This window comes from Oryzihumus sp. JJN4-3R (assembly GCF_057747915.1).
The window spans coordinates 3,311,135-3,336,297 of record NZ_CM173229.1 but is presented as its reverse complement, the minus strand read 5'-3'; the positions used below and the strand labels follow the sequence as shown (position 1 = coordinate 3,336,297).

General features: G+C 74.0%; 28 protein-coding genes. 16 read left to right on the top strand and 12 right to left on the bottom strand.

What is annotated here, in order from left to right:
• Nucleotides 1–51: 51 nt before the first annotated feature.
• Complete coding sequence (locus tag AC3ANM_RS15985) at nucleotides 52–894, top strand: purine-nucleoside phosphorylase (RefSeq protein WP_488285405.1); 843 nt, start codon at nucleotides 52–54, stop codon at nucleotides 892–894.
• Nucleotides 894–2,639, top strand: coding sequence for a phospho-sugar mutase (locus tag AC3ANM_RS15980; RefSeq protein WP_488285404.1), 1,746 nt, complete (start codon nucleotides 894–896; stop codon nucleotides 2,637–2,639). Before AC3ANM_RS15985 ends, AC3ANM_RS15980 begins: the two co-directional genes overlap by 1 nt.
• A 6-nt stretch (nucleotides 2,640–2,645) precedes the next feature.
• On the opposite strand, the gene AC3ANM_RS15975 is transcribed toward AC3ANM_RS15980, so the two are convergent.
• From AC3ANM_RS15975 to AC3ANM_RS15965, 3 genes are all read right to left on the bottom strand, one after another.
• On the bottom strand, nucleotides 2,646–3,080 hold the full coding sequence (locus AC3ANM_RS15975; RefSeq protein ID WP_488285403.1) for a VOC family protein: 435 nt from the start codon (nucleotides 3,078–3,080) through the stop codon (nucleotides 2,646–2,648).
• Between the two features lie 78 nt (nucleotides 3,081–3,158).
• The gene (locus AC3ANM_RS15970; protein WP_488285402.1) at nucleotides 3,159–3,491 is read right to left on the bottom strand and encodes a TfoX/Sxy family protein; all 333 of its coding nucleotides are present in this window, start codon (nucleotides 3,489–3,491) and stop codon (nucleotides 3,159–3,161) included.
• Nucleotides 3,492–3,539: 48 nt separating this feature from the next.
• The gene (locus tag AC3ANM_RS15965) at nucleotides 3,540–4,166 is read right to left on the bottom strand and encodes a PH domain-containing protein (protein WP_488285401.1); all 627 of its coding nucleotides are present in this window, start codon (nucleotides 4,164–4,166) and stop codon (nucleotides 3,540–3,542) included.
• Nucleotides 4,167–4,258: 92 nt separating this feature from the next.
• Between AC3ANM_RS15965 and deoC the strand changes: the two genes are divergently transcribed.
• The 3 genes from deoC to AC3ANM_RS15950 all read left to right on the top strand — a co-directional run bounded on the left by deoC (nucleotide 4,259) and on the right by AC3ANM_RS15950 (nucleotide 7,651).
• Complete coding sequence (gene deoC / locus AC3ANM_RS15960; RefSeq protein ID WP_488285400.1) at nucleotides 4,259–5,236, top strand: deoxyribose-phosphate aldolase; 978 nt, start codon at nucleotides 4,259–4,261, stop codon at nucleotides 5,234–5,236.
• Between the two features lie 19 nt (nucleotides 5,237–5,255).
• The gene (locus AC3ANM_RS15955) at nucleotides 5,256–6,704 is read left to right on the top strand and encodes an aldehyde dehydrogenase family protein (RefSeq protein WP_488285399.1); all 1,449 of its coding nucleotides are present in this window, start codon (nucleotides 5,256–5,258) and stop codon (nucleotides 6,702–6,704) included.
• A 74-nt stretch (nucleotides 6,705–6,778) separates the two neighbouring features.
• Nucleotides 6,779–7,651 (top strand): aldehyde dehydrogenase family protein, encoded by an 873-nt coding sequence (locus tag AC3ANM_RS15950; protein ID WP_488287966.1) that lies wholly within the window; start codon nucleotides 6,779–6,781, stop codon nucleotides 7,649–7,651.
• 76 nt (nucleotides 7,652–7,727) lie between these two features.
• Here the strand turns inward: AC3ANM_RS15950 and AC3ANM_RS15945 are convergent, their stop codons facing one another.
• Complete coding sequence (locus AC3ANM_RS15945; protein WP_488285398.1) at nucleotides 7,728–8,069, bottom strand: hypothetical protein; 342 nt, start codon at nucleotides 8,067–8,069, stop codon at nucleotides 7,728–7,730.
• A 132-nt stretch (nucleotides 8,070–8,201) separates the two neighbouring features.
• Between AC3ANM_RS15945 and AC3ANM_RS15940 the strand changes: the two genes are divergently transcribed.
• The 8 genes from AC3ANM_RS15940 (at nucleotide 8,202) to AC3ANM_RS15905 (ending at nucleotide 15,936) form a co-directional block, all read left to right on the top strand.
• On the top strand, nucleotides 8,202–8,885 hold the full coding sequence (locus AC3ANM_RS15940; RefSeq protein WP_488285397.1) for a uridine kinase family protein: 684 nt from the start codon (nucleotides 8,202–8,204) through the stop codon (nucleotides 8,883–8,885).
• Between the two features lie 101 nt (nucleotides 8,886–8,986).
• On the top strand, nucleotides 8,987–9,736 hold the full coding sequence (locus AC3ANM_RS15935; protein ID WP_488285396.1) for a hypothetical protein: 750 nt from the start codon (nucleotides 8,987–8,989) through the stop codon (nucleotides 9,734–9,736).
• A gap of 222 nt (nucleotides 9,737–9,958) precedes the next feature.
• Nucleotides 9,959–10,942 carry a DUF7847 domain-containing protein gene (locus AC3ANM_RS15930; RefSeq protein WP_488285395.1) on the top strand — a complete coding sequence of 328 codons (984 nt, stop codon included), beginning with the start codon at nucleotides 9,959–9,961 and terminating at the stop codon, nucleotides 10,940–10,942.
• 24 nt (nucleotides 10,943–10,966) lie between these two features.
• The gene (locus AC3ANM_RS15925; RefSeq protein WP_488285394.1) at nucleotides 10,967–11,608 is read left to right on the top strand and encodes a DUF4129 domain-containing protein; all 642 of its coding nucleotides are present in this window, start codon (nucleotides 10,967–10,969) and stop codon (nucleotides 11,606–11,608) included.
• Nucleotides 11,605–12,861, top strand: coding sequence for a DUF4350 domain-containing protein (locus tag AC3ANM_RS15920; protein ID WP_488285393.1), 1,257 nt, complete (start codon nucleotides 11,605–11,607; stop codon nucleotides 12,859–12,861). The genes AC3ANM_RS15925 and AC3ANM_RS15920 overlap by 4 nt, the downstream gene beginning before the upstream one ends.
• Nucleotides 12,858–13,835, top strand: coding sequence for an AAA family ATPase (locus AC3ANM_RS15915; protein ID WP_488285392.1), 978 nt, complete (start codon nucleotides 12,858–12,860; stop codon nucleotides 13,833–13,835). The genes AC3ANM_RS15920 and AC3ANM_RS15915 overlap by 4 nt, the downstream gene beginning before the upstream one ends.
• 64 nt (nucleotides 13,836–13,899) lie before the next feature.
• Entirely contained in the window at nucleotides 13,900–15,192 is a 1,293-nt protein-coding gene (locus tag AC3ANM_RS15910; RefSeq protein WP_488285391.1) for a DUF58 domain-containing protein, read from the top strand.
• A 120-nt stretch (nucleotides 15,193–15,312) separates the two neighbouring features.
• Nucleotides 15,313–15,936, top strand: coding sequence for a hypothetical protein (locus AC3ANM_RS15905; RefSeq protein WP_488285390.1), 624 nt, complete (start codon nucleotides 15,313–15,315; stop codon nucleotides 15,934–15,936).
• 202 nt (nucleotides 15,937–16,138) lie between these two features.
• Here the strand turns inward: AC3ANM_RS15905 and AC3ANM_RS15900 are convergent, their stop codons facing one another.
• The gene (locus AC3ANM_RS15900) at nucleotides 16,139–16,396 is read right to left on the bottom strand and encodes a lipopolysaccharide assembly protein LapA domain-containing protein (protein WP_488285389.1); all 258 of its coding nucleotides are present in this window, start codon (nucleotides 16,394–16,396) and stop codon (nucleotides 16,139–16,141) included.
• A gap of 353 nt (nucleotides 16,397–16,749) precedes the next feature.
• Nucleotides 16,750–17,046 carry a helix-turn-helix transcriptional regulator gene (locus tag AC3ANM_RS15895; RefSeq protein ID WP_488285388.1) on the bottom strand — a complete coding sequence of 99 codons (297 nt, stop codon included), beginning with the start codon at nucleotides 17,044–17,046 and terminating at the stop codon, nucleotides 16,750–16,752.
• Nucleotides 17,047–17,172: 126 nt separating this feature from the next.
• On the opposite strand from AC3ANM_RS15895, the gene AC3ANM_RS15890 reads away from it, so the two are divergent.
• Complete coding sequence (locus AC3ANM_RS15890; protein WP_488285387.1) at nucleotides 17,173–17,490, top strand: hypothetical protein; 318 nt, start codon at nucleotides 17,173–17,175, stop codon at nucleotides 17,488–17,490.
• Nucleotides 17,491–17,667: 177 nt separating this feature from the next.
• A complete protein-coding gene (locus AC3ANM_RS15885; RefSeq protein ID WP_488285386.1) occupies nucleotides 17,668–17,877 on the top strand; it encodes a hypothetical protein in 210 nt (69 codons plus the stop codon).
• Between the two features lie 34 nt (nucleotides 17,878–17,911).
• Here the strand turns inward: AC3ANM_RS15885 and AC3ANM_RS15880 are convergent, their stop codons facing one another.
• The gene (locus AC3ANM_RS15880) at nucleotides 17,912–18,907 is read right to left on the bottom strand and encodes a stage II sporulation protein M (RefSeq protein WP_488285385.1); all 996 of its coding nucleotides are present in this window, start codon (nucleotides 18,905–18,907) and stop codon (nucleotides 17,912–17,914) included.
• A gap of 43 nt (nucleotides 18,908–18,950) precedes the next feature.
• On the opposite strand from AC3ANM_RS15880, the gene AC3ANM_RS15875 reads away from it, so the two are divergent.
• On the top strand, nucleotides 18,951–19,766 hold the full coding sequence (locus tag AC3ANM_RS15875) for an RDD family protein (RefSeq protein ID WP_488285384.1): 816 nt from the start codon (nucleotides 18,951–18,953) through the stop codon (nucleotides 19,764–19,766).
• Between the two features lie 90 nt (nucleotides 19,767–19,856).
• On the opposite strand, the gene AC3ANM_RS15870 is transcribed toward AC3ANM_RS15875, so the two are convergent.
• The 5 genes from AC3ANM_RS15870 to AC3ANM_RS15850 form a co-directional block, all read right to left on the bottom strand.
• A complete protein-coding gene (locus tag AC3ANM_RS15870; protein WP_488285383.1) occupies nucleotides 19,857–20,999 on the bottom strand; it encodes an adenosine deaminase in 1,143 nt (380 codons plus the stop codon).
• A 2-nt stretch (nucleotides 21,000–21,001) separates the two neighbouring features.
• A complete protein-coding gene (locus tag AC3ANM_RS15865; protein ID WP_488285382.1) occupies nucleotides 21,002–21,355 on the bottom strand; it encodes a cupin domain-containing protein in 354 nt (117 codons plus the stop codon).
• Nucleotides 21,356–21,462: 107 nt separating this feature from the next.
• Nucleotides 21,463–24,273 carry an AfsR/SARP family transcriptional regulator gene (locus AC3ANM_RS15860; RefSeq protein ID WP_488285381.1) on the bottom strand — a complete coding sequence of 937 codons (2,811 nt, stop codon included), beginning with the start codon at nucleotides 24,271–24,273 and terminating at the stop codon, nucleotides 21,463–21,465.
• Nucleotides 24,270–24,734 (bottom strand): TadE/TadG family type IV pilus assembly protein, encoded by a 465-nt coding sequence (locus tag AC3ANM_RS15855; RefSeq protein WP_488285380.1) that lies wholly within the window; start codon nucleotides 24,732–24,734, stop codon nucleotides 24,270–24,272. Before AC3ANM_RS15855 ends, AC3ANM_RS15860 begins: the two co-directional genes overlap by 4 nt.
• A complete protein-coding gene (locus tag AC3ANM_RS15850) occupies nucleotides 24,731–25,111 on the bottom strand; it encodes a TadE/TadG family type IV pilus assembly protein (RefSeq protein WP_488285379.1) in 381 nt (126 codons plus the stop codon). Before AC3ANM_RS15850 ends, AC3ANM_RS15855 begins: the two co-directional genes overlap by 4 nt.
• Nucleotides 25,112–25,163 lie beyond the last annotated feature (52 nt).

Sequence of the window (25,163 nt, the reverse complement as noted above, 5' to 3'; positions counted from 1 at the left end):
GCCGCCGCCGGGGCGGATCCCGCCGGCCCGCGCGCTGAGTAGAGTTCCGCCGTGACTGAGACAGCCCAGAGCGCCCTAGACCTCAACGACCCCGCGACCGACCCGTTCGAGGTGGCCCGGGCGGCCGCTGCGGTCATCGCGGAGCGCACCGGGGCGGCGCAGCACGACGTGGCCCTCGTCCTCGGCTCCGGCTGGGGCCAGACCGGCGACCTCATCGGCGAGACCCTCGCGAGCATCGACAACGCCGACGTTCCGGGCTTTGCCAAGGCAGCCGTGGCCGGCCACTCCGGCGTGATGCGCTCGGTCGCCATCGGCGACACCGGCCGCCGCGCGCTCGTCTACGGCACCCGCACCCACTTCTACGAGGGCCGCGGCGTCCGCGCCGTCGTCCACGCCGTCCGCACCGCGGCCGCCGCAGGCTGCCGCACCATCGTGCTGACCAACGGCTGCGGCGGGCTCAACCCGGCGTGGGGTCCCGGCACCCCGGTGCTGATCCGCGACCACATCAACCTCACGGCCGCCTCCCCGATCGAGGGCGCGAACTTCGTCGACCTCACCGACCTGTACTCCCCCCGCCTGCGCGCCGTCGCCCGCGAGGTCGACGCCGGCCTCGACGAGGGCGTCTACGTCCAGTTCCGCGGCCCGCACTACGAGACCCCGGCCGAGGTGCAGATGGCCAAGGTCATCGGCGGCGACCTGGTCGGCATGTCGACCACGCTCGAGGCGATCGCCGCCCGCCAGGCCGGCATGGAGGTGCTCGGCATCTCCCTGGTCACCAACCTCGCGGCCGGCATCTCCGACCAGCCGCTGGACCACGCCGAGGTGCTCGAGGCCGGTCAGGCCGCCGCCGAGCGCTGCGGTCGCCTGCTGGCCGCCGTCGTGGGCCGCATCTGATGGCGCCGCAGACGCCGTATGCCGGCCGGCACGGCCGGGCGGGCGCCGCGCCCACCAGCGCCGAGGCGCGCGACTCCGAGCTGGTCGAGGCCGCGCAGGCGTGGCTGGAGGACGACCCGGACGAGGCGACGCGCGCCGAGCTCGAGGCCGTGGTGCGGGCCGCCCGCGGCGGGGACGAGGCGGCGACCGCCGACCTGGCCGACCGGTTCTCCGGGATGCTGGAGTTCGGCACCGCCGGCCTGCGCGGCGCCCTCGGCGCCGGCCCGAACCGGATGAACCGCAGCGTGGTCATCCGCGCGGCAGCCGGCCTCACGGCATACCTCAAGGAGAAGGACCCCAGCCCGCTGGTCGTCGTCGGGTTCGACGCCCGCCACAACTCCGACGTGTTCGCGGCCGACACCGCGGCGGTGGTGACCGCGGCCGGTGGCCGCGCGGTGGTGCTGCCCCGACCGCTGCCCACGCCCGTCCTGGCGTTCGCGGTGCGCCACCTCGGCGCGGCCGCCGGCGTCATGGTCACGGCCAGCCACAACCCGCCGCAGGACAACGGCTACAAGGTCTACCTCGGCGACGGCAGCCAGATCGTGCCGCCGGCCGATGCCGACATCGCCACCTGGATCTCCCGGGTCGACACGGTGGCCTCGGTGCCGCGGGCGGAGTCGGGCTGGACCACCCTGGGCGAGGAGGTGCTGGAGGCCTACCTGGCCGCGACCGCGGCGGTGGTCGCCACGGACACCCCGCGCGAGGTGTCCGTCGTGCACACCGCGCTGCACGGCGTCGGCAGCGACGTGGTGCTCGCCGCGTTCGAGCGCGCGGGCTTCCCGGCGCCGGCGGTCGTGGACAGCCAGGCCGCCCCGGACCCGGAGTTCCCCACCGTGAGCTTCCCCAACCCGGAGGAGGCCGGCGCCATCGACGCGGCGCTCGAACTCGCCGGCCGGGTCCACCCCGACCTGGTGCTCGCCAACGACCCGGACGCGGACCGCTGCGCCGTCGCCGTCCCGGACCCGGCCGCCGTCACCGACGCCAACCCCGCCGGCTGGCGGATGCTGCGCGGCGACGAGGTCGGCGCGCTGCTGGGCGCCCACGTGCTCGAGCGCGGAGTCGGTGCCGACGCGGTCCTCGCCAACTCGATCGTGTCCTCGCGGCTGCTCGCGGCGATGGCCAAGACGGCCGGGCTGCGGCACGAGGAGACGCTGACCGGCTTCAAGTGGATCTCCCGGGTGCCGGGGCTGCGCTACGGCTACGAGGAGGCGCTGGGCTACTGCGTCGATCCGGAGACCGTGCGCGACAAGGACGGTGTCAGCGCCGCGCTGATGGTGGCCGAGATGGCGGCGACGCTCAAGGCGCAGGGCCGCACACTGCTCGACGTCCTGGACGACCTCGCAGTGGCCCACGGCGCCCACGAGACCGACTCCTTCTCGGTGCGCGTGGCCGACCTGTCGCTGATCGGCACCGTCATGGAGCGGCTGCGCTCCGCACCGCCGGCGCAGGTCGGCGGCGTGGCCGTCGAGCGGGCCGACGACCTGGCAACCGGCTCGGCGGAGCTGCCCCCGACGGACGGGCTGCGCTACTACCTGGCCGACGGCGGCCGGGTGATCGTCCGGCCCAGCGGGACCGAGCCCAAGCTCAAGGTCTACCTCGAGGCGGTCGTGCCGGTCGGCGAGGCCGGCCTGGGCGCTGCCCGGGAGGAGGGCCGCCGCCGGCTCGCGGCGATGCGCTCGGCGATGCAGGAGCTCACCGCGGTCTGAGCACCCTCAGTCGAGGCAGAACTCGTTGCCCTCGACGTCCTGCATCACGAGGCACGACTCGTTGAACCCGTCGGCGCGCAGAAGTCGCACGCGCGCCGCGCCGAGCTCGACCAGTCGTGCGCACTCGGCCTCGAGTGCGGCCAGGCGCTCCTCGCCCACGAGGCCGGTGCCGACCCGCACGTCGAGGTGCACCCGGTTCTTGACGACCTTGCCCTCGGGGACGCGCTGGAAGAACAGTCGCGGGCCCACCCCTGAGGGGTCGACGCAGGCGAACGCCGAGCCCTGGCGCTCCGGCGGCAGCGCGCGGTCGACGTCGTCCCAGCTGGCGAAGCCCTCCGGCGGCGGCGGGACGACGTAACCCAGCACCTCGCACCAGAACCGGGCGACGCGCTCCGGTTCGGCGCAGTCGAAGGTGACCTGGACCTGCTTGACCGATGCCATGGGCCACACCCTAGGGACGGGGGTCATCGGTCGCCACGAGGTTTCGCGGGCTCCGAGGTCGCCGCCCTGGCGCATCGCCTACTTCGGTGGCAGCGAGCGCGCGTAGGCCAGGCCCCGCCCGACCCAGCCGCGCAGGTCCTCGTCGCGGTCGACCGCCGCGAGGTCCACCCGCAGCCAGCCGTCCATCTCGCGCCCCCGCATCACCATCCGGCTGGCACCCGTGCCGTCGACCAGGGCTGCTGTGTCGGCGGGGTCGACCCGGACCATCAGCCCGCCCTGCCCGCTCGCCGCCACGGCCATGTTGCCGCGGGCCAGGAAGGCCAGGCCGCCGAACATGGCCTTCTCCCGGATGCCCGGCTCGTCCTGCAGGACCTCGCGGATGCGGTGGGCCAGCTCCTCGTCATACGCCATGGCGGTCAGTGTCCCGCCGGCCGACCGTCACCGCGAGGGACGCGCCCGTCAGGTGAGGGCGAACACCAGGACAGCGAGCGCCGGGAGGGCGAGGGCCGCCATCACCGGAGGCACCCACGTCACCGAGACGCGCGGGTCGGCCGGCGGGACGATCTGCCCGTCGGCGACGGCCGCGGCATACTCCTCCCGCGTCCGCTCGATGACGTCGGCGACCATGCGCGAGGTGACCTTGCGGCCACCGGGCTCGGGGGCACCCGCGGAGTCCTCCTTGACGTAGCGGGACAGGGCCGAGGAGCCGCCGAGCAGCCCGCCGCCCTTGGGCCGCTCGATCTGCGTCGCGACCGCCCAGGCGATGTAGGGCCGTTCGCCGACGAAGACCCGGACGTTCCAGCGCGCGTCGACGTCGTCGAGCAGGTGCCACGGCACGTGGATGTCGCGCAGGACGTTGCGCAGCGTCACCCCCTGCTGGTCGACCACGACCGCCGGGCGCAGGAAGAGCGCCCACGAGCCGGCGATGCCCAGCAGCATGACCGACAGGAACAGCGGTGAGGGGTCCTGGCCCCACGAACGCAGGATCGAGAGGATGAGGAACACCGCGGCGGCGATGAACAGGAGGGCGAGGAGCTGGGACGACCGCTGCCGGTACGTCTTGCTGGTGGAGGCGGAAGGGGTCATGACCTCGGGTTCTCAAGGGGCGTCGGCGCCGCACCCGGCGGCCACCGATCGGGGCGTCCTACCCCTCGAGCATAGGCCGATAGACTCCCGTGGTGAGTTCATCCCCCGCAGCCGAGCGAGCAGCTGACCTGCTCGGAGTCGGCACCCTGACCAACGCCGCGCTGACGACGTGGCTCCATGGCCTCCCGGGCGTGGACCAGGTCGGCGCCGAGGCGCGCGCCGCCGGTCTGGGCACCCGCAGCATCAAGACGACGGCCAAGGCCTGGGCCATCGACACCGCCATCGGCATGATCGACCTGACCACCCTCGAGGGCGCCGACACCGAGGGCAAGGTGCGCTCGCTGTGTGCCAAGGCCAAGAACCCGGACCCGGGCAACCCCGACACCCCGCGCGTCGCGGCGGTCTGCGTCTACAACGACATGGTCCCGGTGGCCGTCGACGCCCTGCGCGGCACCGGCATCCACGTCGCCGCGGTGTCCACCGCCTTCCCCTCCGGCCGCGCCTCGATGGAGGTCAAGCTGGCCGACACCCGTGATGCCATCCGGGCCGGCGCCGACGAGATCGACATGGTCATCGACCGCGGCGCGTTCCTCTCCGGGCGCTACCTGCAGGTGTTCGAGGAGATCGCGGCGATCAAGGCGCTGTGCACCGAGGACGGTGCCAACGCCCACCTGAAGGTCATCATGGAGACCGGCGAGCTGGTCACCTACGACAACGTCCGCCGTGCGTCGTGGCTGTCGATGCTGGCCGGCGGCGACTTCATCAAGACCTCCACCGGCAAGGTCTCCCCCGCGGCGACCCTGCCGGTCACGCTGATCATGCTCGAGGCCGTGCGCGACTGGCGCGCCCTCACCGGTCGCATGGTCGGCGTCAAGCCGGCCGGCGGCATCAAGACGACCAAGGACGCGATGAAGTACCTCGTCATGGTCAACGAGATCGCCGGCGAGGACTGGATCGACCCGGACTGGTTCCGGTTCGGCGCCTCCAGCCTGCTCAACGACCTCCTCCTGCAGCGCCAGAAGCTGGCCACCGGCCACTACTCCGGCGCCGACTACGTCACGATCGACTGAGAGCCTCGAGGCGATAACTGTGTCCAAGTTCGAGTACGCGCCCGCCCCCGAGTCGCGCGCGATCGTCAACATCAAGCCCTCCTACGGGCTGTTCATCGGCGGTGAGTTCGTCGAGTCCGAGGGCGGCTCCGCCTTCAAGACCATCAGCCCCTCCACCGAGGAGGTCCTGGCCGAGGTCACCGAGGCCAGCGACGCCGACGTCGACCGCGCCGTGCGCGCGGCCCGCCGGGCGTTCGAGGGCCCGTGGGGTCGCCTCTCCGGCGCCGAGCGCGGCAAGTACCTCTTCCGTATCGCGCGCATCCTCCAGGAGCGTGCCCGCGAGTTCGCCGTGCTGGAGAGCATCGACAACGGCAAGCCGATCAAGGAGTCGCGCGACGTCGACGTCCCGCTCGCCGCGGCGCACTTCTTCTACCACGCGGGCTGGGCGGACAAGCTGGAGTACGCCGGCCTCGGGGACAACCCGCGCGCCATCGGCGTCGTCGGCCAGGTCATCCCGTGGAACTTCCCGCTGCTGATGCTGGCGTGGAAGATCGCCCCGGCCCTGGCCGCCGGCAACACGGTCGTGCTCAAGCCGGCCGAGACCACGCCGCTGACGGCCCTGCTCTTCGCCGAGGTCTGCCAGCAGGCCGACCTGCCGGCCGGCGTCGTCAACATCATCACCGGCGCCGGTGACACCGGCCGCGCGGTCGTCGAGCACGCCGGCGTGGACAAGGTGGCCTTCACCGGCTCCACCGACGTCGGCAAGGCCATCGCCCGCTCGATCGCCGGCACGCGCAAGCGCGCGACGCTGGAGCTCGGCGGCAAGGCGGCCAACATCGTCTTCGACGACGCCGCCGTCGACCAGGCCGTCGAGGGCATCGTCAACGGCATCTTCTTCAACCAGGGCCACGTCTGCTGCGCCGGCTCGCGCCTGCTGGTGCAGGAGTCCGTCGCCGAGGACGTGGTCAGCCGGCTCAAGCGCCGCCTGCAGACCCTGCGCGTCGGCGACCCGCTGGACAAGAACACCGACGTCGGCGCGATCAACTCCGCCGCTCAGCTCGCCCGCATCCGCGAGCTGTCCGACATCGGCGAGGCCGAGGGCGCCGAGCGCTGGACCGCTCCGTGCGACCTGCCCGAGCGCGGCTTCTGGTTCGCCCCCACGGTGTTCACCGGCGTCTCCCAGACGCACCGCATCGCCCAGGAGGAGGTCTTCGGGCCGGTCCTGTCGGTGCTGACCTTCCGCACCCCGCAGGAGGCGGTGGCCAAGGCCAACAACACCCCCTACGGCCTCTCCGCCGGCGTGTGGACCGAGAAGGGCTCGCGCATCCTCTGGATGGCCGACCAGCTGCGCGCCGGCGTGGTCTGGGCCAACACCTTCAACCGCTTCGACCCGACCTCGCCCTTCGGTGGCTACAAGGAGTCCGGCTACGGCCGCGAGGGTGGCCGCCACGGCCTCGAGGCCTACGTCACGACAGGAGCCGCCAAGTGAGCCCCGCCGCCGCCAAGAAGGCCACGACGAAGAAGGCCACCGCCCCGGCCCCGGCCGCGGAGCAGCGGGTCGAGATCCGCAAGACCTACAAGCTGTATGTCGGCGGCGCCTTTCCGCGCAGCGAGTCCGGCCGCACCTACGAGGTCACCGACTCCCGCGGGCGGTTCCTCGCCAACGCCGCGATGGGCTCGCGCAAGGACGCCCGTGACGCGGTCGTCGCCGCGCGGGGCGCCTTCCCCAAGTGGGCCGGCGCCACGGCCTACAACCGCGGGCAGGTCCTCTACCGGGTCGCGGAGCTGATGGAGGGCCGTCGGGCGCAGTTCGTCGCCGAGGTCGGTGCCGCCGAGGGCGTCACCGCTGCCCTGGCCGAGTCGCTGGTCTCGCAGGCCATCGACCGCTGGGTCTGGTACGCCGGGTGGACCGACAAGATCGCCCAGGTCCTCGGCAACCTCAACCCGGTCGCCGGGCCCTACTTCGACATCTCCGCGCCCGAGCCGACCGGTGTCGTCGCCGCGCTCGCGCCGCAGAAGTCCTCGCTGCTGGGCCTGGTGTCGGTGCTCGCGCCGATCGTGGTCAGCGGCAACACCGCCGTCGTCCTCGCCAGCGAGGAGCGCCCGCTCCCGGCGATCACCCTCTCGGAGGTGCTCGCCACCTCCGACGTGCCCGGAGGCGTGATCAACCTGGTCACCGGCCGCACCGCCGAGGTGGCCCCGTGGCTGGCCTCGCACATGGACGTCAACGCGATCAACCTCGCGGGCGCCGCCGACGCCGACGGCGTCGCGTGGGGCGACCTCGAGCTCGCCGCGAGCGACAACCTCAAGCGCGTCGTGCGGCCGGCCGGCAGCGGCGAGTCCGCGGTCGAGCCGGACTGGTCGGCCACGCCGGACCTGTCCTCGGTACGGGCCTACCTGGAGACCAAGACGGTCTGGCACCCCAAGGGCGTCTGAGCACCCGCCACGACCCCGACCCGAGGGACCTCGCGCACGGCGCGGGGTCCCTCGGCGCGTTCGTGCCTGCGGCGCCTCACCAGCGCAGGCCGGCCGCGCTCAGCTCCGCCTCGGTCGCGAGGCGCTCGGCGTAGCCGAACGGGTCCCGCTCGGGAGCGGGCAGCCCGAGGGCCTCGCACGCATCGCGCAGGGCCCGGTCGTAGGCCCAGCTGACCGCCACGAGGCGGTGGTAGAGCGCCGGGATGTGCGGGTTGGACAGCAGGAACGCCCGCTCGAGGTCCAGCCGGTGCAGGTCGGCACAGATCCGCTCCAGCGAGGGGCCGGTCGGCTGCGGCGGCACCCGCGAGACACCCAGCGCCTGCCCCAGCGCGAGCAGCGCGCGGAGCATCGCCACCCGAGCGCGGGGGAACCTCGCCACCCGTCCAGCATGCGCCCCGCCGTGCCGGGTGCGCCAGCACCGCTACCCATCCGTGACCTGCGCTGCCGACCCGTCCCGTCGCGCGACCTCGGGGCGGCCGGGAGGTGACCGGACGGCATACAATCTGGGTCCGTGCCAGCTGATCCCGCCCCGGTGACCGTGCACGCCGCACCCCCTGTCGAGCCCCCTCCGGCGACGCCGGACCGGCGCCGGGTGGTCGTCCTCGCCGGGCCGAGCGGCTCGGGCAAGTCCCGCCTCGCCCGGCGGCTGACTGAGCAGCACGGCTGGCCGGTGGTCCGGCTCGACGACTTCTACCGCGACGGTGACGACCCGGCCCTGCCGGTGCTCGAGATGGGCATCGTCGACTGGGACCACCCGGACTCGTGGCACGCCGACAAGGCGGTCGCGGCGCTGACCGAGCTGGTGACCCACGGCCGCGTGCGGGTGCCGCAGTACGACATCGCCGCCTCGCAGGCGGCCGGTCACGCCACCGTCCACGCCGGGCCGGACGACGTCATCCTGGCCGAGGGCATCTTCGCCGCCGAGATCGTGCCGCTGCTGGCCGCGCAGGGCCTGCTGCTCGAGGCGTTCTGCGTCCGGCACAACCGGTGGCTCACCTTCTGGCGGCGGTTCCTGCGGGACCTGTCCGAGCGGCGCAAGCCGCCGCTGGGGCTGTGGCGGCGCGGGCTGCTCCTCTGCCACCAGGAGCCCGCGATCGTGGCCCGGCAGGAGTCACTGGGCGCGCGCCCGTGCTCGCCGTCTCGGGCCGAGCGGATCCTCGCCGGGCACCCCTCCCGGCCCGCCTCCCGGCACTGACCGACCCTCTGGTCCGGACTCACAGCAAACTGATAGGTTCCGCTCGTTTCGGACAATTCGTGACGGATGACACAAGCCGTCACCTTCCCCGGGGGATTCCTGTGACCAGCTCTCTTCGTCGTGCCCTGACGCCCGTTGCCCTCGCCGCCGCCGGCGTCCTCACTGTCGCCGGACTCACCGCCTGCGGTCCTGCGGCGTCCGACTCGGCGAAGGCCGGGGCCAGGACCGCTCCTGCCAAGCCGGCCGCCGACGTCCTCTACAAGAAGGCCCGGGCCAGCGCCCTGGCCGCCAAGAGCGTGCACTTCAAGGGCGACATGACGACCGACGGCCAGCACATGGTGCTCGACCTCGCCGGGACGAAGTCCGGCGACGTGAACGGCAGCATCGGTATGGCCAGCGACGGCACCTTCGAGCTGCGCCGCGTCTCCGGCACCACCTACCTGCGCTCCACCCAGGAGTACTGGAAGAAGAACGCCGGCGCCGAGGCCGCCCGGATGATCGGCACGAAGTACATCAAGCTGCCTGCGGACTCGGCCAAGGACATGAACGACCTGTCGGTCACCGGGCTGCTCAAGAGCATGTTCGAGGACGAGAGCATGCCGACCTTCGCCAGGCTCACCACCAAGGTCGAGGCGGGCACCGTCAACGGCCAGGACGCCTGGGTGCTCAGTGACCGGGTCGGCGGCGAGGACGCCAAGCTCTACGTCAGCGCCGACGGCGCCTACCACGTGCTGCGGATCGCGATGCCCAAGGGCAAGGACAAGGGCACGATGGACTTCACCGAGTGGGACGCCGTCAAGCCCATCACCGTCCCCCGCGCCTCGCAGATCGCCACGATCCCCGGGATGTGACTCGGCCGCCGGGTCTGCCTGCGCGCAGTCGCGCGATGGGCGATCATGGCACCAGCCATCACGCCGGAGGGGGATCAGATGACGCAGGACGGCGGGTTCCCGCCACCCGGGCAGGCCTTCCCGCCGCCCGGGGCAGCCACGCCCTCTCTCGTGTGGCCGCCAGCCGGCTCCGTGGGCGCCCCGGCGCCCGTGGGGCCGGCGGCGGCACCGGGTCACCCCGGCATGGCCGCGCCCGGCTACCCGGCCGGACCGTCCGCCGCCTACGGCCTGCCGATGCTGCACAAGCCCGGCATCGTCGCGCTGCGTCCCCTCGGCCTCGGCGACCTGCTCGACGGCGCGGTCAAGGCGATCCGGCGCAACCCCGGCGCCACCATCGGGCTGTCCGCGCTGGTCACCGCGGCCTGCCTCATCCCGTCCGCCGCCCTCTCCGCCCTGCTGACGACCCTCGCCTTCGACAGCGACCAGAGCCCCTACGGGGGCGGCGTCGGCACCCTGCCGGCCTCCTTGGTGCAGGTGCTGTTCACCGAGCTGGCCACCGTGCTGCTCAGCGGGATGCTCGTCCACGTCATCGGCGAGGCGGTCCTGGGCCGGCACACCACCCTGGGCCGCACCTGGTCGAGCACGCGTGGCCGCCTGCTGCCGGTGCTGGGGGCGGCGCTGTTGGTCGGCCTGGTTGTCCTCCTGCCGCTGCTCGTCCTCGTCGGCGGAGGCGTCGCCATCGCGCTGACCGGCCCGCCCGCCGTGGGAGTGCCCGTCGCCGTGGTCGGCGGCCTGGCCTGCCTCGCCCTCGGCGTGTGGCTGTCGGTGCGCACCTGCATGGCCGCGCCGGCGATCGTGCTCGAGGGCCTGGGGGTCCGCGCTGCGCTGCGTCGGTCCCTCGCCCTGACCCGCAACGCGTTCTGGCGCACCTTCGGCATCCTGCTGCTGGCCTCGGTGATGGCCTCGGTCGCCGCCTCGATGCTCGCCGTGCCGTTCTCGGTCGTGGGGGCGGTGGCAGCCCTGGCCTTCGGCGGCGACGGGCTGGCGCCGCTGCTGACGATGGTCTTCGTCTCCCACCTCGGACAGCTGCTCTCCGGTGCGCTGACCACGCCGTTCGTCGCCGGGGTCACCGGCCTGCTCTACATCGACCGGCGGATCCGGCTCGAGGGGCTGGACGTCACGCTGATCCGCGCCGCCCAGGCTGACGCCACCTCCCGGCAGGGCTGAGCCCTGACACCGTCGCTGTCCCTGATGCTGCCCCGCGGCCTCGAGCCCTCGCCGGACGAGGCCCGCAGCTGGCTGCGACACGAGCTCAGCAAGGGCGCCTACCACCAGGACTCCCTGGTGCAGCGGATCATGCACTGGATCCACGAGCAGTGGGACCGGCTGCTGGCCCAGGGCGCCAACGGCTCCGGCTGGTCACCGGTGGTGACCGCGCTGGTGGCCGCCGCGGTCCTCGCCCTCCTCGTGTTCGTCCTGCCCCGCGTCCGACGCGAGCGCCGCCGGGCCGGCGGCGACGAGGCCGTGCTCACCGACCCCTCGGTCACCGCCGCCATGTATCGCGCGCGGGCCGCCGAGGCGCTCGCCCGGGGCCGCTTCGACGACGCCCTGGCCGACGCCTACCGCGCCATCGCCCGGGGTGCGACCGAGCGGACCCTGCTGGACGACGGTCCCGGCCGCACCGCCCACGAGGTGGCGCTGGCCCTGGGCCCGGTGTTCCCCGACCACCGGGACAGGCTGCACCACGCGGCCGACCTCTTCGACGCCGTGCGCTACGGGTCGCGCCACATCTCCCGCTCCGACGCGGAGCAGGTCGCCGAGCTCGACCGCCACCTGGCGCGCACCCGGCCGGCCCTGACCGTGGCCCCAGGCGCAGCGGTGGTCGCGCCGTGACCGCCCCCGTCACCGGGCAGGAGACGTCCTCGCCCATCAGGCCCGCGGCGACCGGTGCCACGCAGCCACCCGAGCGGGCCGCCGGGCACGGCCCCGGCGCGCCCCAGGGCTGGCGAGCGGCCCTGCGCCGTCGCCGCGGCCTGGCCGTCGTCGTCGCCCTCGTCCTGCTCGGCACGGCCCTGCTCACGGTCATGACCGGGACCACCGGTCAGGTGACCACCCCCTCGGACCCGGAGAACCCCGGGCCGCAGGGCGCTCAGGCGGTGGCCCGCGTCCTGTCCGACCACAGTGTCCACGTCGAGGTGGTCCGCTCCCTGTCGGCGCTGCAGTCCAGCGACGTCGGGGCGGGCACCACCGTCCTGGTGACCAGCACGGCATACCTCTCCCGCAGCGTGGCGGCCCGCGTCCTCGCCTACGCGGCCCGGGCCGACCGGGTCGTGCTGCTCTCCCCCGGCGGGGACGCGGTCGAGGGCATGGGCCTGCCGGTGGACGCCACCCCGGCGGCCGTGTGGGACGTCGTCCGGGCCGGCTGCCGCACCGCCGGGCTGACTCCCGAGCTGCACATCTCCGGGGGCGACCACACCTACCGGCCGCGACGGGCGGCCGAGGGCGCCGAGCAGTGCTTCATCGACGGCGGTGGCGGCGTGGTCCTCACCCTGCCCGCGTCGGCGCAGCGCCCGGCAGTGACCCTGCTCGGCAGCCCTGACGTCCTGGCCAACGGCAGCGTCCTGCAGGCCGACGACGCCGCCGTCGCGCTCCGGCTCCTCGGCGCCAGCCCCCGGCTGCTGTGGTACGTCGCCGACCCCGCGGACGTGCCCGCCGACGACCCGACCTCGATGGACACGCTGGTCCCCCGCTGGGTCTGGCCCGGGTTGGCCGTCGGGGCGGGCGCGCTCCTGGCCCTGATGCTCTGGCGCGGCCGGCGCCTCGGCCGGCTCGTGACCGAGCCGCTGCCCGCCGTGGTCAGCGCCACCGAGACGACCCGCAGCCGCTCCCGGATGTACCACAAGGCCGGGGACCGGGCCCGGGCCGCCGCGGTCCTGCAGGCCGGCACCCGGACCCGCCTCGCGGCATACCTCGGCCTGCCCCGCGGGACCGACCCGGCCACCCTGTCCGCCGCCGTCGCCGGCGTCACCGGACGCCCCCACACCGAGGTCGCGGCGGCGCTGAGCGGCGCCCCGCACGACGACCCGTCGCTGCTCGCCCTGGCCCAACTGCTGGCCACCCTGGAGAAAGAGGTCCGCCGACCATGACCGACACCGTCCCCGTCGAGACCGCGACCCGGGCGCGCGAGGCCCTGATGGCCGTCCGCCAGGAGGTCGCCAAGGCCGTCGTCGGCCAGGACGCCGCCGTCTCCGGCGTCATCATCGCCCTGCTCGCCCGCGGCCACATCCTGCTCGAGGGCGTGCCCGGCGTCGCCAAGACGCTGCTCGTGCGCACCCTCGCCGCGGCGCTGGACATGCAGACCAAGCGCGTGCAGTTCACGCCCGACCTCATGCCCGGCGACATCACCGGGTCGCTGGTCTACGACGCGCACTCGGCGGAGTTCTCCTTCCGCGAGGGGCCGGTGTTCACCAACCTGCTGCTGGCCGACGAGATCAACCGGACGCCGCCGAAGACCCAGGCCTCGCTGCTGGAGGCGATGGAGGAGCGGCAGGTGTCCGTGGACGGCCGGCCCCGGCCGCTGCCGGCGCCGTTCCTGGTTGCCGCGACGCAGAACCCGGTCGAGTACGAAGGCACCTACCCCCTGCCCGAGGCCCAGCTCGACCGGTTCCTCCTCAAGGTGCAGCTGCCCCTGCCGCCCCGCGAGGACGAGGTGGCCGTGCTGACCCGGCACGCCGACGGGTTCGACCCGCGCGACCTGGCGGCGGCGGGCGTCCGCCCGGTCGCCGGCCCCGAGGACCTCGCGGCCGGGGCCGCGGCGGTGCGCGAGGTCCGTGTCTCACCGGAGGTGGCCGGCTACATCGTCGACATCGCCCGCGCCACGCGGCAGTCACCCTCGCTGGCCCTGGGCGTGAGCCCCCGCGGCGCGACCGCGCTGATGACGACCAGCCGGGCGTGGGCGTGGCTCAACGGCCGCGACTTCGTGACCCCCGACGACGTCAAGGCGCTCGCGCAGGCGACCCTGGCGCACCGGCTGCAGCTGCGCCCCGAGGCCGAGCTGGAGGGCGTCAACGTCGCCTCCGTCCTGGCCAGCGCCCTCTCCGCCGTCCCGGTGCCCCGCTGAGCATGGCCCCCACCGGTATGCCGGGTGCGCACCTCTGCGGCGCGACCGCCCCACGGGGGCTCCCGTGGCGTTGACCGGGCGCACCCCGCTGGTGCTGCTGCTGGGCCTGGTTCCCGTCGTGCTCTCGCCCCACGAGCAGACGGTCCTGCTGTGGTGGGGTCTGGTGCTCGTCGGGGTGGTGCTCGACCTGCTGCTGGCGGTCAGCCCGCGCCGGCTCGTGCTGGAGCGCCGGCCCAGCGGCCAGGTGCGTCTGGGCGAGTCCGGGTCGACCGCGCTGCTGGTGACCAACCCGATGGGACGGCGCCTGCGCGCCGTCGTGCGCGACGCGTGGCAGCCCTCGGCCGGGGCGGCGACCGCACGGCATACCGTCTCGGTCGCGGCCGGTGAGCGGGCCGCGGTGACGACCGTGCTGACGCCCACCCGGCGCGGCGACCGGCGCAGTGACCGGGTCACCGTGCGCAGCATCGGACCGCTCGGGCTGGCCGGCCGGCAGCGGTCGCTGGAGGCCCCCGGCGTGATCCGGGCGCTGCCGCCGTTCACCTCCCGCAAGCACCTGCCGAGCCGGCTGGCCACGCTGCGCCAGCTCGACGGTCGCTCGGCGGTGCGGGTGCGGGGGCAGGGCACGGAGTTCGACTCGCTGCGTGACTACGTCGTCGGCGACGACGTGCGCAGCATCGACTGGCGGGCGACCGCCCGACGCAGCAGCGTCGTCGTGCGGACGTGGCAGCCCGAGCGGGACCGGCGGGTCATCCTCGTCCTGGACACCTCGCGCCTGTCGGCGAGCCGGGTCGACGACGCGCCGCGGCTGGACGCCTCGATGGACGCGGCGCTGCTCCTGGCCGCGCTGGCCTCCCGCGCCGGCGACCGCGTGGACCTCCTGGCCGGCGACCGCGTGGTCCGGGCCAAGGTGAGCGGCGCCTCGCGCACCGAGCTGCTCGCCGACCTCGTCACGGCGATGGCGCCGCTGGAGCCGGCGCTGCTGGAGGCCGACTGGTCGGCACTCGCCGGGGCGGTCAGCGCGATGAGCCGGCGCCGCTCGCTGCTGGTGCTGCTCACCACCCTGGAGCCGGCCGCGGTCGAGGAGAGCCTGCTGCCCACCCTGGCGACGCTGACCCGTCACCACCGCGTGGTCCTCGCGTCGGTGGCCGACCCGGCGCTGGCGCGGATGGGCGGGGCGCGCGACTCGGTGCCGGAGGTCTACGACGCGGCAGCGGCGCAGCGGACGACGACGCTGCGGGAGCGCACCGGCGAGGTCCTCGGCCGGCTCGGTGTCCACGTCATCGACGCGGCCCCGGAGGACCTGCCGGTGGCCCTGACCGACCACTACCTGCTGCTGAAGTCCCGCGGCCTGCTCTGAGGGTCCCGTGGCGTCCCGCGGGCCATGCCACCGCGACTCTTGACCCGGGCACCCTCGGAGAGAAGCGTGGCCCGGGACGGCAGCGCCGTCGTGGCGCTGCCTCGAGCAGAGGAGCGCGTCGTGTACGCACGCACCAGCAGCATGCAGGCGGACCCCGCCCGGATCGAGGACGGCCTCGCCGTCATCCGCGACGAGGTCCTCCCTGCCGTGACGGGCATGGACGGTTGTGTCGGGATGTCGGTCCTGGTGGACCGTGGGTCCGGCCGCTGCATCGCCACAGCCGCGTGGCAGTCCGAGGAGGCCATGGCGGCCACAGCCGAGGCGGTCCGCCCGCTGCGCAGCAAGGCGGAGCAGGTCCTCGCCGCGAGCCCCAGCGAGGTCGACACCTGGGAGGTCGCGGTGGTCCACCGGGACCACGCCACGCCCAGCGGCGCCTTCGCCCGGGTCACCTGGATGAGGGGTGATGCGGGCACCGCGGACCGCGCCACGGACATCTTCCGGATGGTCGTCCTCCCGCGGGTCCGGGAGCTCTACGGCTTCTGCAGTGCCAGCCTGCTCATCAACCGCCAGACCGGGCGGGCCGTCGGGACGGTGACGTTCGACAACGCGGCGGCCCTGGAGGCCAGCCGTGGGCCCACGGGCAGCATCCGGCAGCGGGCGGCCAAGGAGTCCGGGGCCACGGTCGAGGACGTCGCCGAGATGGAGATCGCCCTCGCGCACCTGCACGTGCCTGAAATGGCCTGATCCGGCGACACCAGGTCGCGACATCAGGTCGTGTGACCCGGTCGCGGCCGGCTGTGCCGGGGAACGTCGCGCTCTGCCGAGGTTGTGACCGCGGCAGAGCGCCACGAACCACGGCAGAGCCGGTATGCCGGAGCCTCAGGTGTGGTCGCGAGGAGCGTCACGCAGGTCGCGAGGTGCGAGGGACAACGGCACGTCGCCCGACTCACTCCTCGTCTGCGGACGTGGCCTCCGGCGACGGCCCGTTGGTCCGGCTTCGGCGCGCATTCATCGAGAGCTGGGTGATCCGGCCAGCTCCGGCGACTGCCACCGCCAGACCGCCGGCGACGGCAGCGACCAGCATCGCCACTCCCAGCGAGACGGAACCCGCGAAACCGAGGTAGTGCACTTCCACGCGCGTCGGGTTCTGCAGGATGAAGACGATGAGCAGGACCAGGAGCAGGAGGGCGACAGCAGTGGCCACCCAGGCCGCGCTGAGACGAGTCAGGCGCGGTGCCCTCTGCTGGGGCTTGTTGGTCGGCGTCGGCGGGGGCGCTGGTTTCCCCTCGCCTGCGGAGCTCGGGCTCTGGGGGGCGTTCGTCATGGAGTCTTCCCCTCTCCCATCGATGCGGCTACGACGACAGGTGCTGCCTGTCTGGTCGATGTGAGGGCGGGAACGTGACCAAGGGTCATGGCAGCCACCTTCGCAGTTGCTTCACCTTCGCCCCGCTGGCTCCCGGACGGGAGAGCCCAACGTCCCCGCTCCCGCCGCGCGGGGTCGGCCGCGCCTGTCACCCAGGTCGGCGGCGTCAGGCGATGGCGTGTGTCCGGCGAGCCTCAGGCGTGGTCGCGGCTGCCGACATCGGTCTGGGCGAGGAGGTTGACCAGCTGGCCGACCGTTCGCTGCCGGACCAGGACCTCGGGCAGGGGCTGGTCGCCCTGGATCCGGTAGCGGTTGCGTCGGCCGTCCCTGTCCTTGAGCACATACCCGGCGTCCACCAGGTCCGTGACGATGCCGAAGGCGGCGCGCTCGGTGATGCCCAGGGTGGTGGCGATCTCACGCAGGCGCACGTCCGGGTCACGGGCGATGCACAGCAGCGCCTGGGCGTGGTTGGTCAGGAAACCCCAAGGCATGACCCCGGACTATATCCGAACTCTGTATCTAGGAACTTGATTGCTAGTTTCTCAGATCTAACGTACTGTCGTCAGTGGAACCGGCCTGCGGGCTACGCGGGCCGCTTCGCCACAGGAAGGCACATCATGCGTTGCACACGCATCGCGCTCTACGACATCAAGTCCGGCTCCTTCGACGAGATCGCCACCCAGGCCAAGGCAGGGATGGTGCCGCTGTTCCAGGAGAGCGACGGCTTCGTGTCCTACGGGATCGCCCAGGTCGACAAGGACGCCTTCGTCTCGCTCAGCACGTGGGAGACCCACGAGCAGGCCAACGCGGCCACGGCCAAGGCCGCTGACTGGGTGAGGGCCAACAGCCGGGACCGCTTCTCGCTCCGCAAGAACTACGTCGGCGACCTCTCCATCGACATCGGCACTGCCAAGCCGGTCGAGCTCGCCCACTGATCCACCCGCTCGTCTCGAGTCCCGCCGCAACCGCGGCGGGACTTGTTGCAGGTCGCCAGGGAATCCCGGCACTGGCAGGCTGGGGACAGGCCGCCGGCACGGACTCCCCGTCTCTCGCCGGCCCCTGGGGGTCCGCGGCACCACCAGGGACCCGGCCCACCAGCAGAGGGAGTTCCCATGGCTGACTACTCGAAGCAGTCCCGACTCGCCAGCGACGGCATCCACACGCAGTGGCGGGTGCTGGACGAGGCCGGCAACGTCGTCACCCGCGGTCAGGCCTATGCCGGGCAGGACCTCGATGAGATGGCGCGGCACGCCCTGACCGTCGACGACCTCGAGCCGGGCGACCTGCCCGACACCTGGACGGCGTGGGAAGAGAGCCGGTGACCAGCCCGGTCCCGGCTGCCGACGCCGGACGGCGTCAACCGGCGACCGGGGCCTCGGCCCCGGCGTCGTCGGCGCTGACGTCCCCCGTCGCCCCGCGGCGCACGGCCCATCGCCCCACGGTGAACACATAGGTCAGGAACGCCGCCTCGGCCAGCACACCGATCCCCACCCGGGCCCAGGTGGGCAGCGGCGAAGGCGTCACGAAGGCCTCGATGACCCCTGACACGGCGAGCACCACGACCAGCCCGAGCGCCACCGACATGGCCGACCGGCCCTCGCGGGCGACCGACTGCGCGCGGGTCCGCGGGCCGGGCTCCACCCAGGACCAGAACAGCCGCAGCCCGGTCGCCCCCGCGACGAAGACCGCGGTCAGCTCGAGGATCCCGTGCGGCAGGATCAGGCCGAAGAACACCCCGGCCCGGTGGTGGTGGACCATGATCGAGCCGACCACGGCCACGTTGAGGACGTTCTTCCACAGCAGGTAGATCACCGGCAGCCCGAGCACCCCGAGGGCGATGCACAGCGCGGAGACCCAGGCGTTGTTGGTCCAGACCTTCGCGGCGAAGTGCGAGGCGGCGTACTCGCTGTAGTAGTGCGCGAAGTCCACCTTGACCAGCTGGTTGATCTCCTGCGGCGAGAGCAGCGCCGACTCCACCTGCGGGTTGCGTACGAGCCACCAGCCGAGGACGAACGCCAGCCCCACGTTGGCCGCGGCCGTCGCCACCCACCACCGGCGGGTCCGGTAGAGCGCGGCCGGGAACGTGTCGGTGAAGAACGTCGCCAGGTCGGCCCAGGAGGCGGTCCGGGTCCCCGCCGAGCGGGACCGGGCCCGCGCCAGCAGCGAGGACAGGTAGGTGACCAGGCTCGGGTCCGGCGCCGCCGAGCGCACGACCGACAGGTGCGTCGCGACCCGCTGGTAGCTGTCGAGGATCTCGTCGGCCTCCGCCCCGGACAACCGTCGCTGCCGGGTCAGCGCGTCGAGCCGCTGCCACTCCCCCTGGTGCGCCGCCACGAACGCGTCGAGATCCACGTGGCACAGCCTAGGGGCGCGACCCCGGCCCTAGGCTGAGGTCGTGGACAGCGCAACGCTCGGCGTCGGCGACGACGACCTGGTCACCGGTGAGGCCGTCGCCCTCGACCTGCCCGCAGCCGGCCTCGGCATGCGCCTGCTGTCGGGGGGCATCGACCTGCTGCTCGGGTTCATCGTCCTGACCGTGCTGTTCATCCTGGCCGGCGTGATCACCCAGGGCTCCGACGACGCCGTCGTGGCCACGGTCTTCCTCACCTGCGTCGTCCTGACGCTGGTCGGCCTGCCCACCACGGTGGAGACGCTCACCCGCGGCCGCAGCCTGGGCCGGGTCGTCACGGGCCTGCGGGCCGTGCGCGACGACGCCGGGCCGATCGTGTTCCGCCAGGCGTTCGCCCGCGCGCTGGTGGGTGTCGTCGAGCTCTGGATCCTCGGCGGGGTCCCCGCCCTGATGTGCGCGCTGGTCACCCGCAAGGGCAAGCGCCTGGGCGACCTCGCCGCCGGCACCTACGTCGTCCGCGAGCGGGTCCGCCCGCAGCTCCTCCCGCCGCCGCAGATGCCGTGGCCGCTGGCGCAGTGGGCGCTCGGCGCCGACATCGCGGCCCTGCCCGACGCCCTCGCCATGGCCACCCGGCAGTTCCTCGCCCGGGCTCCCGGGTTCAGCCCCTCGGCGCGCGCCCAGCTCGGCGAGCAGCTGCTCGCCGACGTGCTCCGGTATGCCGCGCCGCCGCCTCCCCCGGGCCACCACCCGGAGGCGGTGCTCGCCGCCGTCCTCGCCGACCGGCGGCGCCGGGACACCGAGCGGCTCCAGCGCGAGGACCAGCTCCGCCGGCGGCTCATGCCGCCGGAGCGCCTGCCCTGAGCACGGCACCGAGGGGGCCGTTTCTGGGGTTTGAGCCTGGCTCAAACCCCGGGAACGTCCCCCTCGGCGGGTGGTGGGGCAGGTGAGCGGTCAGGCCGTCCCGGCGCCCGACTCGGCCAGCAGCGCGGCGTACCCGGGCTTGACCACGTCCTCGATGATGGCGAGGCGCTCGTCGAAGGGGATGAACGCGGACTTCATCGCGTTGATCGTCGCCCAGCGCAGGTCCTCCAGCGTCCAGCCGGCCTCGCGCACCAGGAGGGACATCTCGCGCGACATCGACGTGCCGCTCATGAGGCGGTTGTCGGTGTTGACGGTGACGCGGAACTTCAGCCGCTTGAGCAGCGTGATCGGGTGGTGCGCGATCGAGTCGGCCGCGGCCGTCTGGAGGTTGCTGCTCGGGCACATCTCCAACGGGATCCGCCGGTCGCGGACGTAGGAGGCCAGGCGGCCCAGGCTGACCGAGGCGGGGTCTGCGGCGGCGAAGCGATCGGGGTCGGCGGTGTAGGGCAGGTCGCCGACGCTGAGGTCGTCGACGATGCGCACGCCGTGGCCGAGCCGGTCGGCGCCGCACCACTGGATCGCCTCCCAGATGCTCGGCAGGCCGAAGGCCTCACCGGCGTGGATGGTGAAGTGGGCGTTCTCGCGGCGCAGGTACTCGAAGGCGTCGAGGTGCCGGGTGGGCGGGAAGCCGGCCTCGGCGCCGGCGATGTCGAAGCCGGAGACGCCCTGGTCGCGGTAGCGCACGACCAGCTCGGCGATCTCGGTGCTCTTGGCGGCGTGACGCATCGCCGTCAGCAGGGCGGTGACCCGGATCGGGTGGCCGGCCTCGGCGGCGCGCTTCTCGCCCTCGCGGAACCCGGCGTTGACCGCTTCCACGACGTCCTCGAGCGCCAGTCCGGCCTGGAGGTGCTGCTCGGGGGCGTAGCGCACCTCGGCGTAGACGACGCCGTCAGCCGCCAGGTCCTCGACGCACTCGCGCGCCACCCGGTGCAGGCCCTCGACGGTCTGCATCACGGCCAGGGTGTGGTCGAAGGTCTCCAGGTATCGCTCCAGCGAGCCGGAGTCGGCGCTGTCGCGGAACCACTGGCCGAGCGCCGCGGCGTCCGTAGCCGGAAGCCCTTGGTAGCCAACGGTCTCGGCGATCTCCAGGATCGTCTGCGGACGCAGACCGCCGTCCAGGTGGTCGTGCAGCAGGGCCTTGGGGGCCCGTCTGATCTGGTCGTCGGTCAGCACGCTCACTCCTCGCGCCCGACGGTGTCCGGGGAGAAGGCGGGGGTGCACACGGCGACGTACTCAGCGCCCTCGTCACCGGTGGAGTAGCGGATCCGCTCCCCGGCGTGGGTGATGATCGACTGCCCTGCGGTGACCGTGGTCGGCCCGCCCTCGTGCTCGACGATGACGCTGCCCTTGAGCACGAGCGTCACCTCGTCGAACTGCGGGGTCTGGAACGGCTCGTCCCAGTGCGGCGGGGCGATCATGTGGGCGACCGAGACGGCGTCGGTGCCGGTGGTGACCCGGCCGACGTGCTCGTCGATGACCTTGCCTCCGGGGACGGGGATGCGCGTGGGTGTGGTGATCAGTCGGGGCACCCCGCCACAGTACCGGCCGCGAGCGGGTGCCCTGACGCGTCGAGGACGGGCTCCCGCCCGCCTCGCCAGGGGCGCCCCGCCCCTCGCGGGACAGGGCGCCTGCGGCCTCAGCTCCCGGAGGCCGCGCGCTCCCCGGACGTGGCCATGAGGTGGTCGACCAGTGCCTCGGTCTCGGCGTCGACGGGGACGCCGTGGTGGTCCAGCACCTCGGTCATCCCGGCCACCAGCTCGGGCAGGCCGGCGCTGCCGGAGCGCGCGTGCTCGGCACTGATCCAGTCGCGCCAGAGCAGGTGCGCCGTCGGGGCCATGCGCAGCCCGGCCTGCGCCGCGGCGATCGCGTCGTCGGGGTCGGCGGAACCGGACAGCTCGGCCAGCCGGTGGGCGGCGTCGACCACCAGGGCCGGCACTGTGCGCTCCAGCGCGGTGCGCGGCAGCCACGAGTAGCGCCCGGACGGGCGCGCGTCGAACAGCGGGCCCCGCACCAGCCGCAGGGCGCGGCGCAGCAGCTCGGCCTCCTCCCGCGGGGAGGACGCCTGACGGGAGCGTTGCAGCACGGTGCAGAATGCCGCCCAGTCCACCCGCACCGACGGCGAGAGCAGGTGTCGTCCGCTCTCGTCGGTGCGCAGCAGGGCCGAGCCGTCGGCGTCGTCGCCGAGCCAGTCGCGGACCCGCTCGACGGTCGCCTCGGCCACGGCGTGGCTGACGCCCCGCGGCCAGACCGCCGAGGCGAGCACCCCCGGGTGGACGCCACCGGGGTGGCAGGCGAGGTAGGCCACGATCTCCTCGGCCAAAGGCACCCGCGTGGCGTCGATCCGCCCGGGCGCACGGACCTCGAGCCGGCCGAGGATGCCGACACGGACCGCCGCGGCGGCCCAGGTCGAGTCGTCGCCCCCGGTCGTCGTCGGCACCGGCGGGCGCCCGTCGGGGCCCTGCACCGGCGCCGTCTCGGCCGCCTCGAACAGGGCGGTCACGGCGTCCAGCGAGTGCTGGGTCATCCGGTGGGGGGTCAGCGAGAGGCCCAGCAGCGGCACGGTCATCGTGCCGGCCTCGTCGACCTCGAGACGCCACTGCGCCCCGGGCAGGTCGCCGACCCCGACGATGCCGAACGGCCTGCGGCCGCCCTGGGTCACGGCCGCCATGCGGGCGCCGAGCGCGGGGTCGGTGGGCGTGGCGAGCACGAGGTACTGCGGCGGCTCCTGCTCCAGCCGGGCCAGGCGGCCGGTGAGCACCTCATCGCCCCGGACCCCGGTGGCCCGCTGCTCCAGCTCGGTGACGGTCGCGTCGAGGTCGTCGACCAGGGACAGCCGGCCGGCGGCCAAAACCGAGACCTCGCTGGGCAGCCCGTGGGCGCGGACGTCGACCTGGTCGGCCCACGGCATGGTCGCCAGCTGCACGGCCAGGGCGGTGGCGACCTGGCCACCGACCCCCGCGTCCCCGCTGACCTGCACCGGTCCGTCGGAGGCCTCGAGGTCGATCAGGACGTCGCGCCCGGACTCGTCCCGGCCGAGGCACACCATCGCCGGGTAGGCCGCCGGCCCGCCGGCCCGTGAGGGCGCGTCGGCGCGCTCGAGCACCCAGCGCCGGCCGTCCTCCGCGACGGTCCACGGGTCGGGGGCGTCGGTGCGCGCCGGGGTGATCCACAGCTCGAGGCGCTCGTCGTCGACGACCGCCGCGTAGGCCGGAGGCAGGCGCACCCCGGACTGGTCACAGTGGACGGCCAGGCCGCGCAGCGCGGCGTCCAGCCACGCGGCGCGGTCGGTGTCGGCACCCACGCGCAGGCCGACCTCGGCCTCGACGGCGTCGCCGGCCGGCTGGCTGCCGCCGCCGCGGCGCAGCCGGCGCGCCCCCAGTGCCCCCAGCAGGCAGGCGGCGAGCAGGCCGGCGCTCGACAGCGCGCCGACCAACGGGCTCGCCCCGGGCCCGGCCGCGTCCACGACCGCACCGTCGGTCGCGCCGCCACCGACGTGGCTGCCGACCGGCGCGAGCATGGCGTCGGGGGTGCCCTGCGCGCTGGTGGCCGCACCGGCACCGGGGTGCTCCCCGACCGGGGCGACCGGCGCCACGGGAGCGGGCGCCTCGGGCACGGCGACGCGCGCCACCCCGACGGCGTCCTCGGGCATGACCAGCTGCCACCCCGGCTGGATCAGCCGGGCCAGGTGCAGCGCACGGCCGTCGGGCTGCAGCCGGTCCTTGTTGAGCTCGTAGATCTCCTTGTAGCGCCGGCCGTCGCCGAGGTGGGCCTGCGCGATGTCCCAGAGGTTGTCGTGCTTGTGCCCCACCGGGGGCTTGACCGTGTAGACCTTGTGGCCCGCCAGCGACTCCGGACCCCCGACCGGGTCCGCCTGCGGCGTGACGATGCTCGGCGTCTCGGTGGGCGTGTCCGTGCGGATGACCGGCGCCTGGCCGTCGACGGTCGCCGAGACCGTGGTGGCCGCCCGCGCCGGCCCGGTCGACGTCGCGTTGAGGACGGTCGCCACCTGCCCACCCACGACGCCGGCGAGCAGGATGCCGCCGATGAGCACCCGGGCCAGCCGCTGGGACGGACCGCCGAACGGCACCGGCGTCGGCACGCCGTCGTGGCGGACCGCACTGAGCAGCTCGACGATCATGCACGCCACGAACTGCAGCCACGCCAGCCACACCACAGCGACGAGGACGGTGACGACCTGCTCGATGCCGATGGCCCGGGTCAGGTCCTCGCGGCCCGGCAGGCTGGTCGGGATCGGCGGGGGCCCCGACAGCCACACCAGGAGGGCGGGGACACCGACCACGAGCAGGAGGGCCGCCAACAGGTATGCCGTCCGGCGCAGTCCCGAGGGCACCTCGCGCGGCCCTTCGGGCCGCTGGAACCGGGCCGGCCCCTCCGTGGTGTCGGGGTCCGGCGTCGTCAGCGTCGGGGTCTGGGGCGTCTGGCTCATGGGGCGTCTCCGGTGGTGATGCCGGTGCTCGGGCGGGCGGTGGCCTCACCCGAGATGTCGATGGTCTGGATGCCGACCAGCCCGAGCAGGGCGGTCGGCACGCTCGAGGTGATCCGCACGGTCACGCCGGCGGGGCTGGGGTCCACGGTGGCCCCCTGGCTGTAGCCGGCCTGGTTGAGGTAGCTGCTGGCCGCCTGCCGGGCGAGGACGGGATCGATCTCGACCCTGCCGGCGTCGCGCAGCTGGGCCACGTCGAGGGCGTTGGCGCCGGCCCGGGCCGCCTGCTCGGCGACGTCGACGGCGTGCTCGCGGGCGTTGATGGCCCGGCCGCCGTCGATGGCCAGCCCGGCGCCGGCGAGCAGCACCACGGCGAACCCGACGACGAACACCGTTGCGGATCCTCGCTCCCCGCGGAGGCGAGCGCGCAGGCTGCGGCGCGTCACGGCATACCAGGTCGTCATGGTCCGGTCCTCCGGTAGAGGTCTATAGGGGCGACGCCGGAGCTGGAGACGTCGGCCGAGCCGGGCAGGCCGATCAGGCCGAGGCCGGCGTAGGAGACCTGGCAGGACACCCGGACGGTCACGCTGCCGCCGGGCCGGAAGCCGCCGTCGTCGACGGCGGGCGTCGCGCAGGTCGCGGTGTCGGGCCGGGTGGCGGCCCAGGTGTCCAGCGCGGCCTGACCGGCGCTGGACCCGTCACGTTGCACGGATGCCGCGCGGGCGGCGTCGCGGGCGGCGGCATCGATCTGGCCCTGGACGGCGATGAAGCGGCCACCGGCGACGATGAGCAGGGTGAAGGCCATGAGCACGGGGGTGAGCAGCACGATCTCGATCGACATCGACCCCCGGCTGCGTCCACCGCGCCCCGGCAGGCGCCGTCGCATCGCTGCC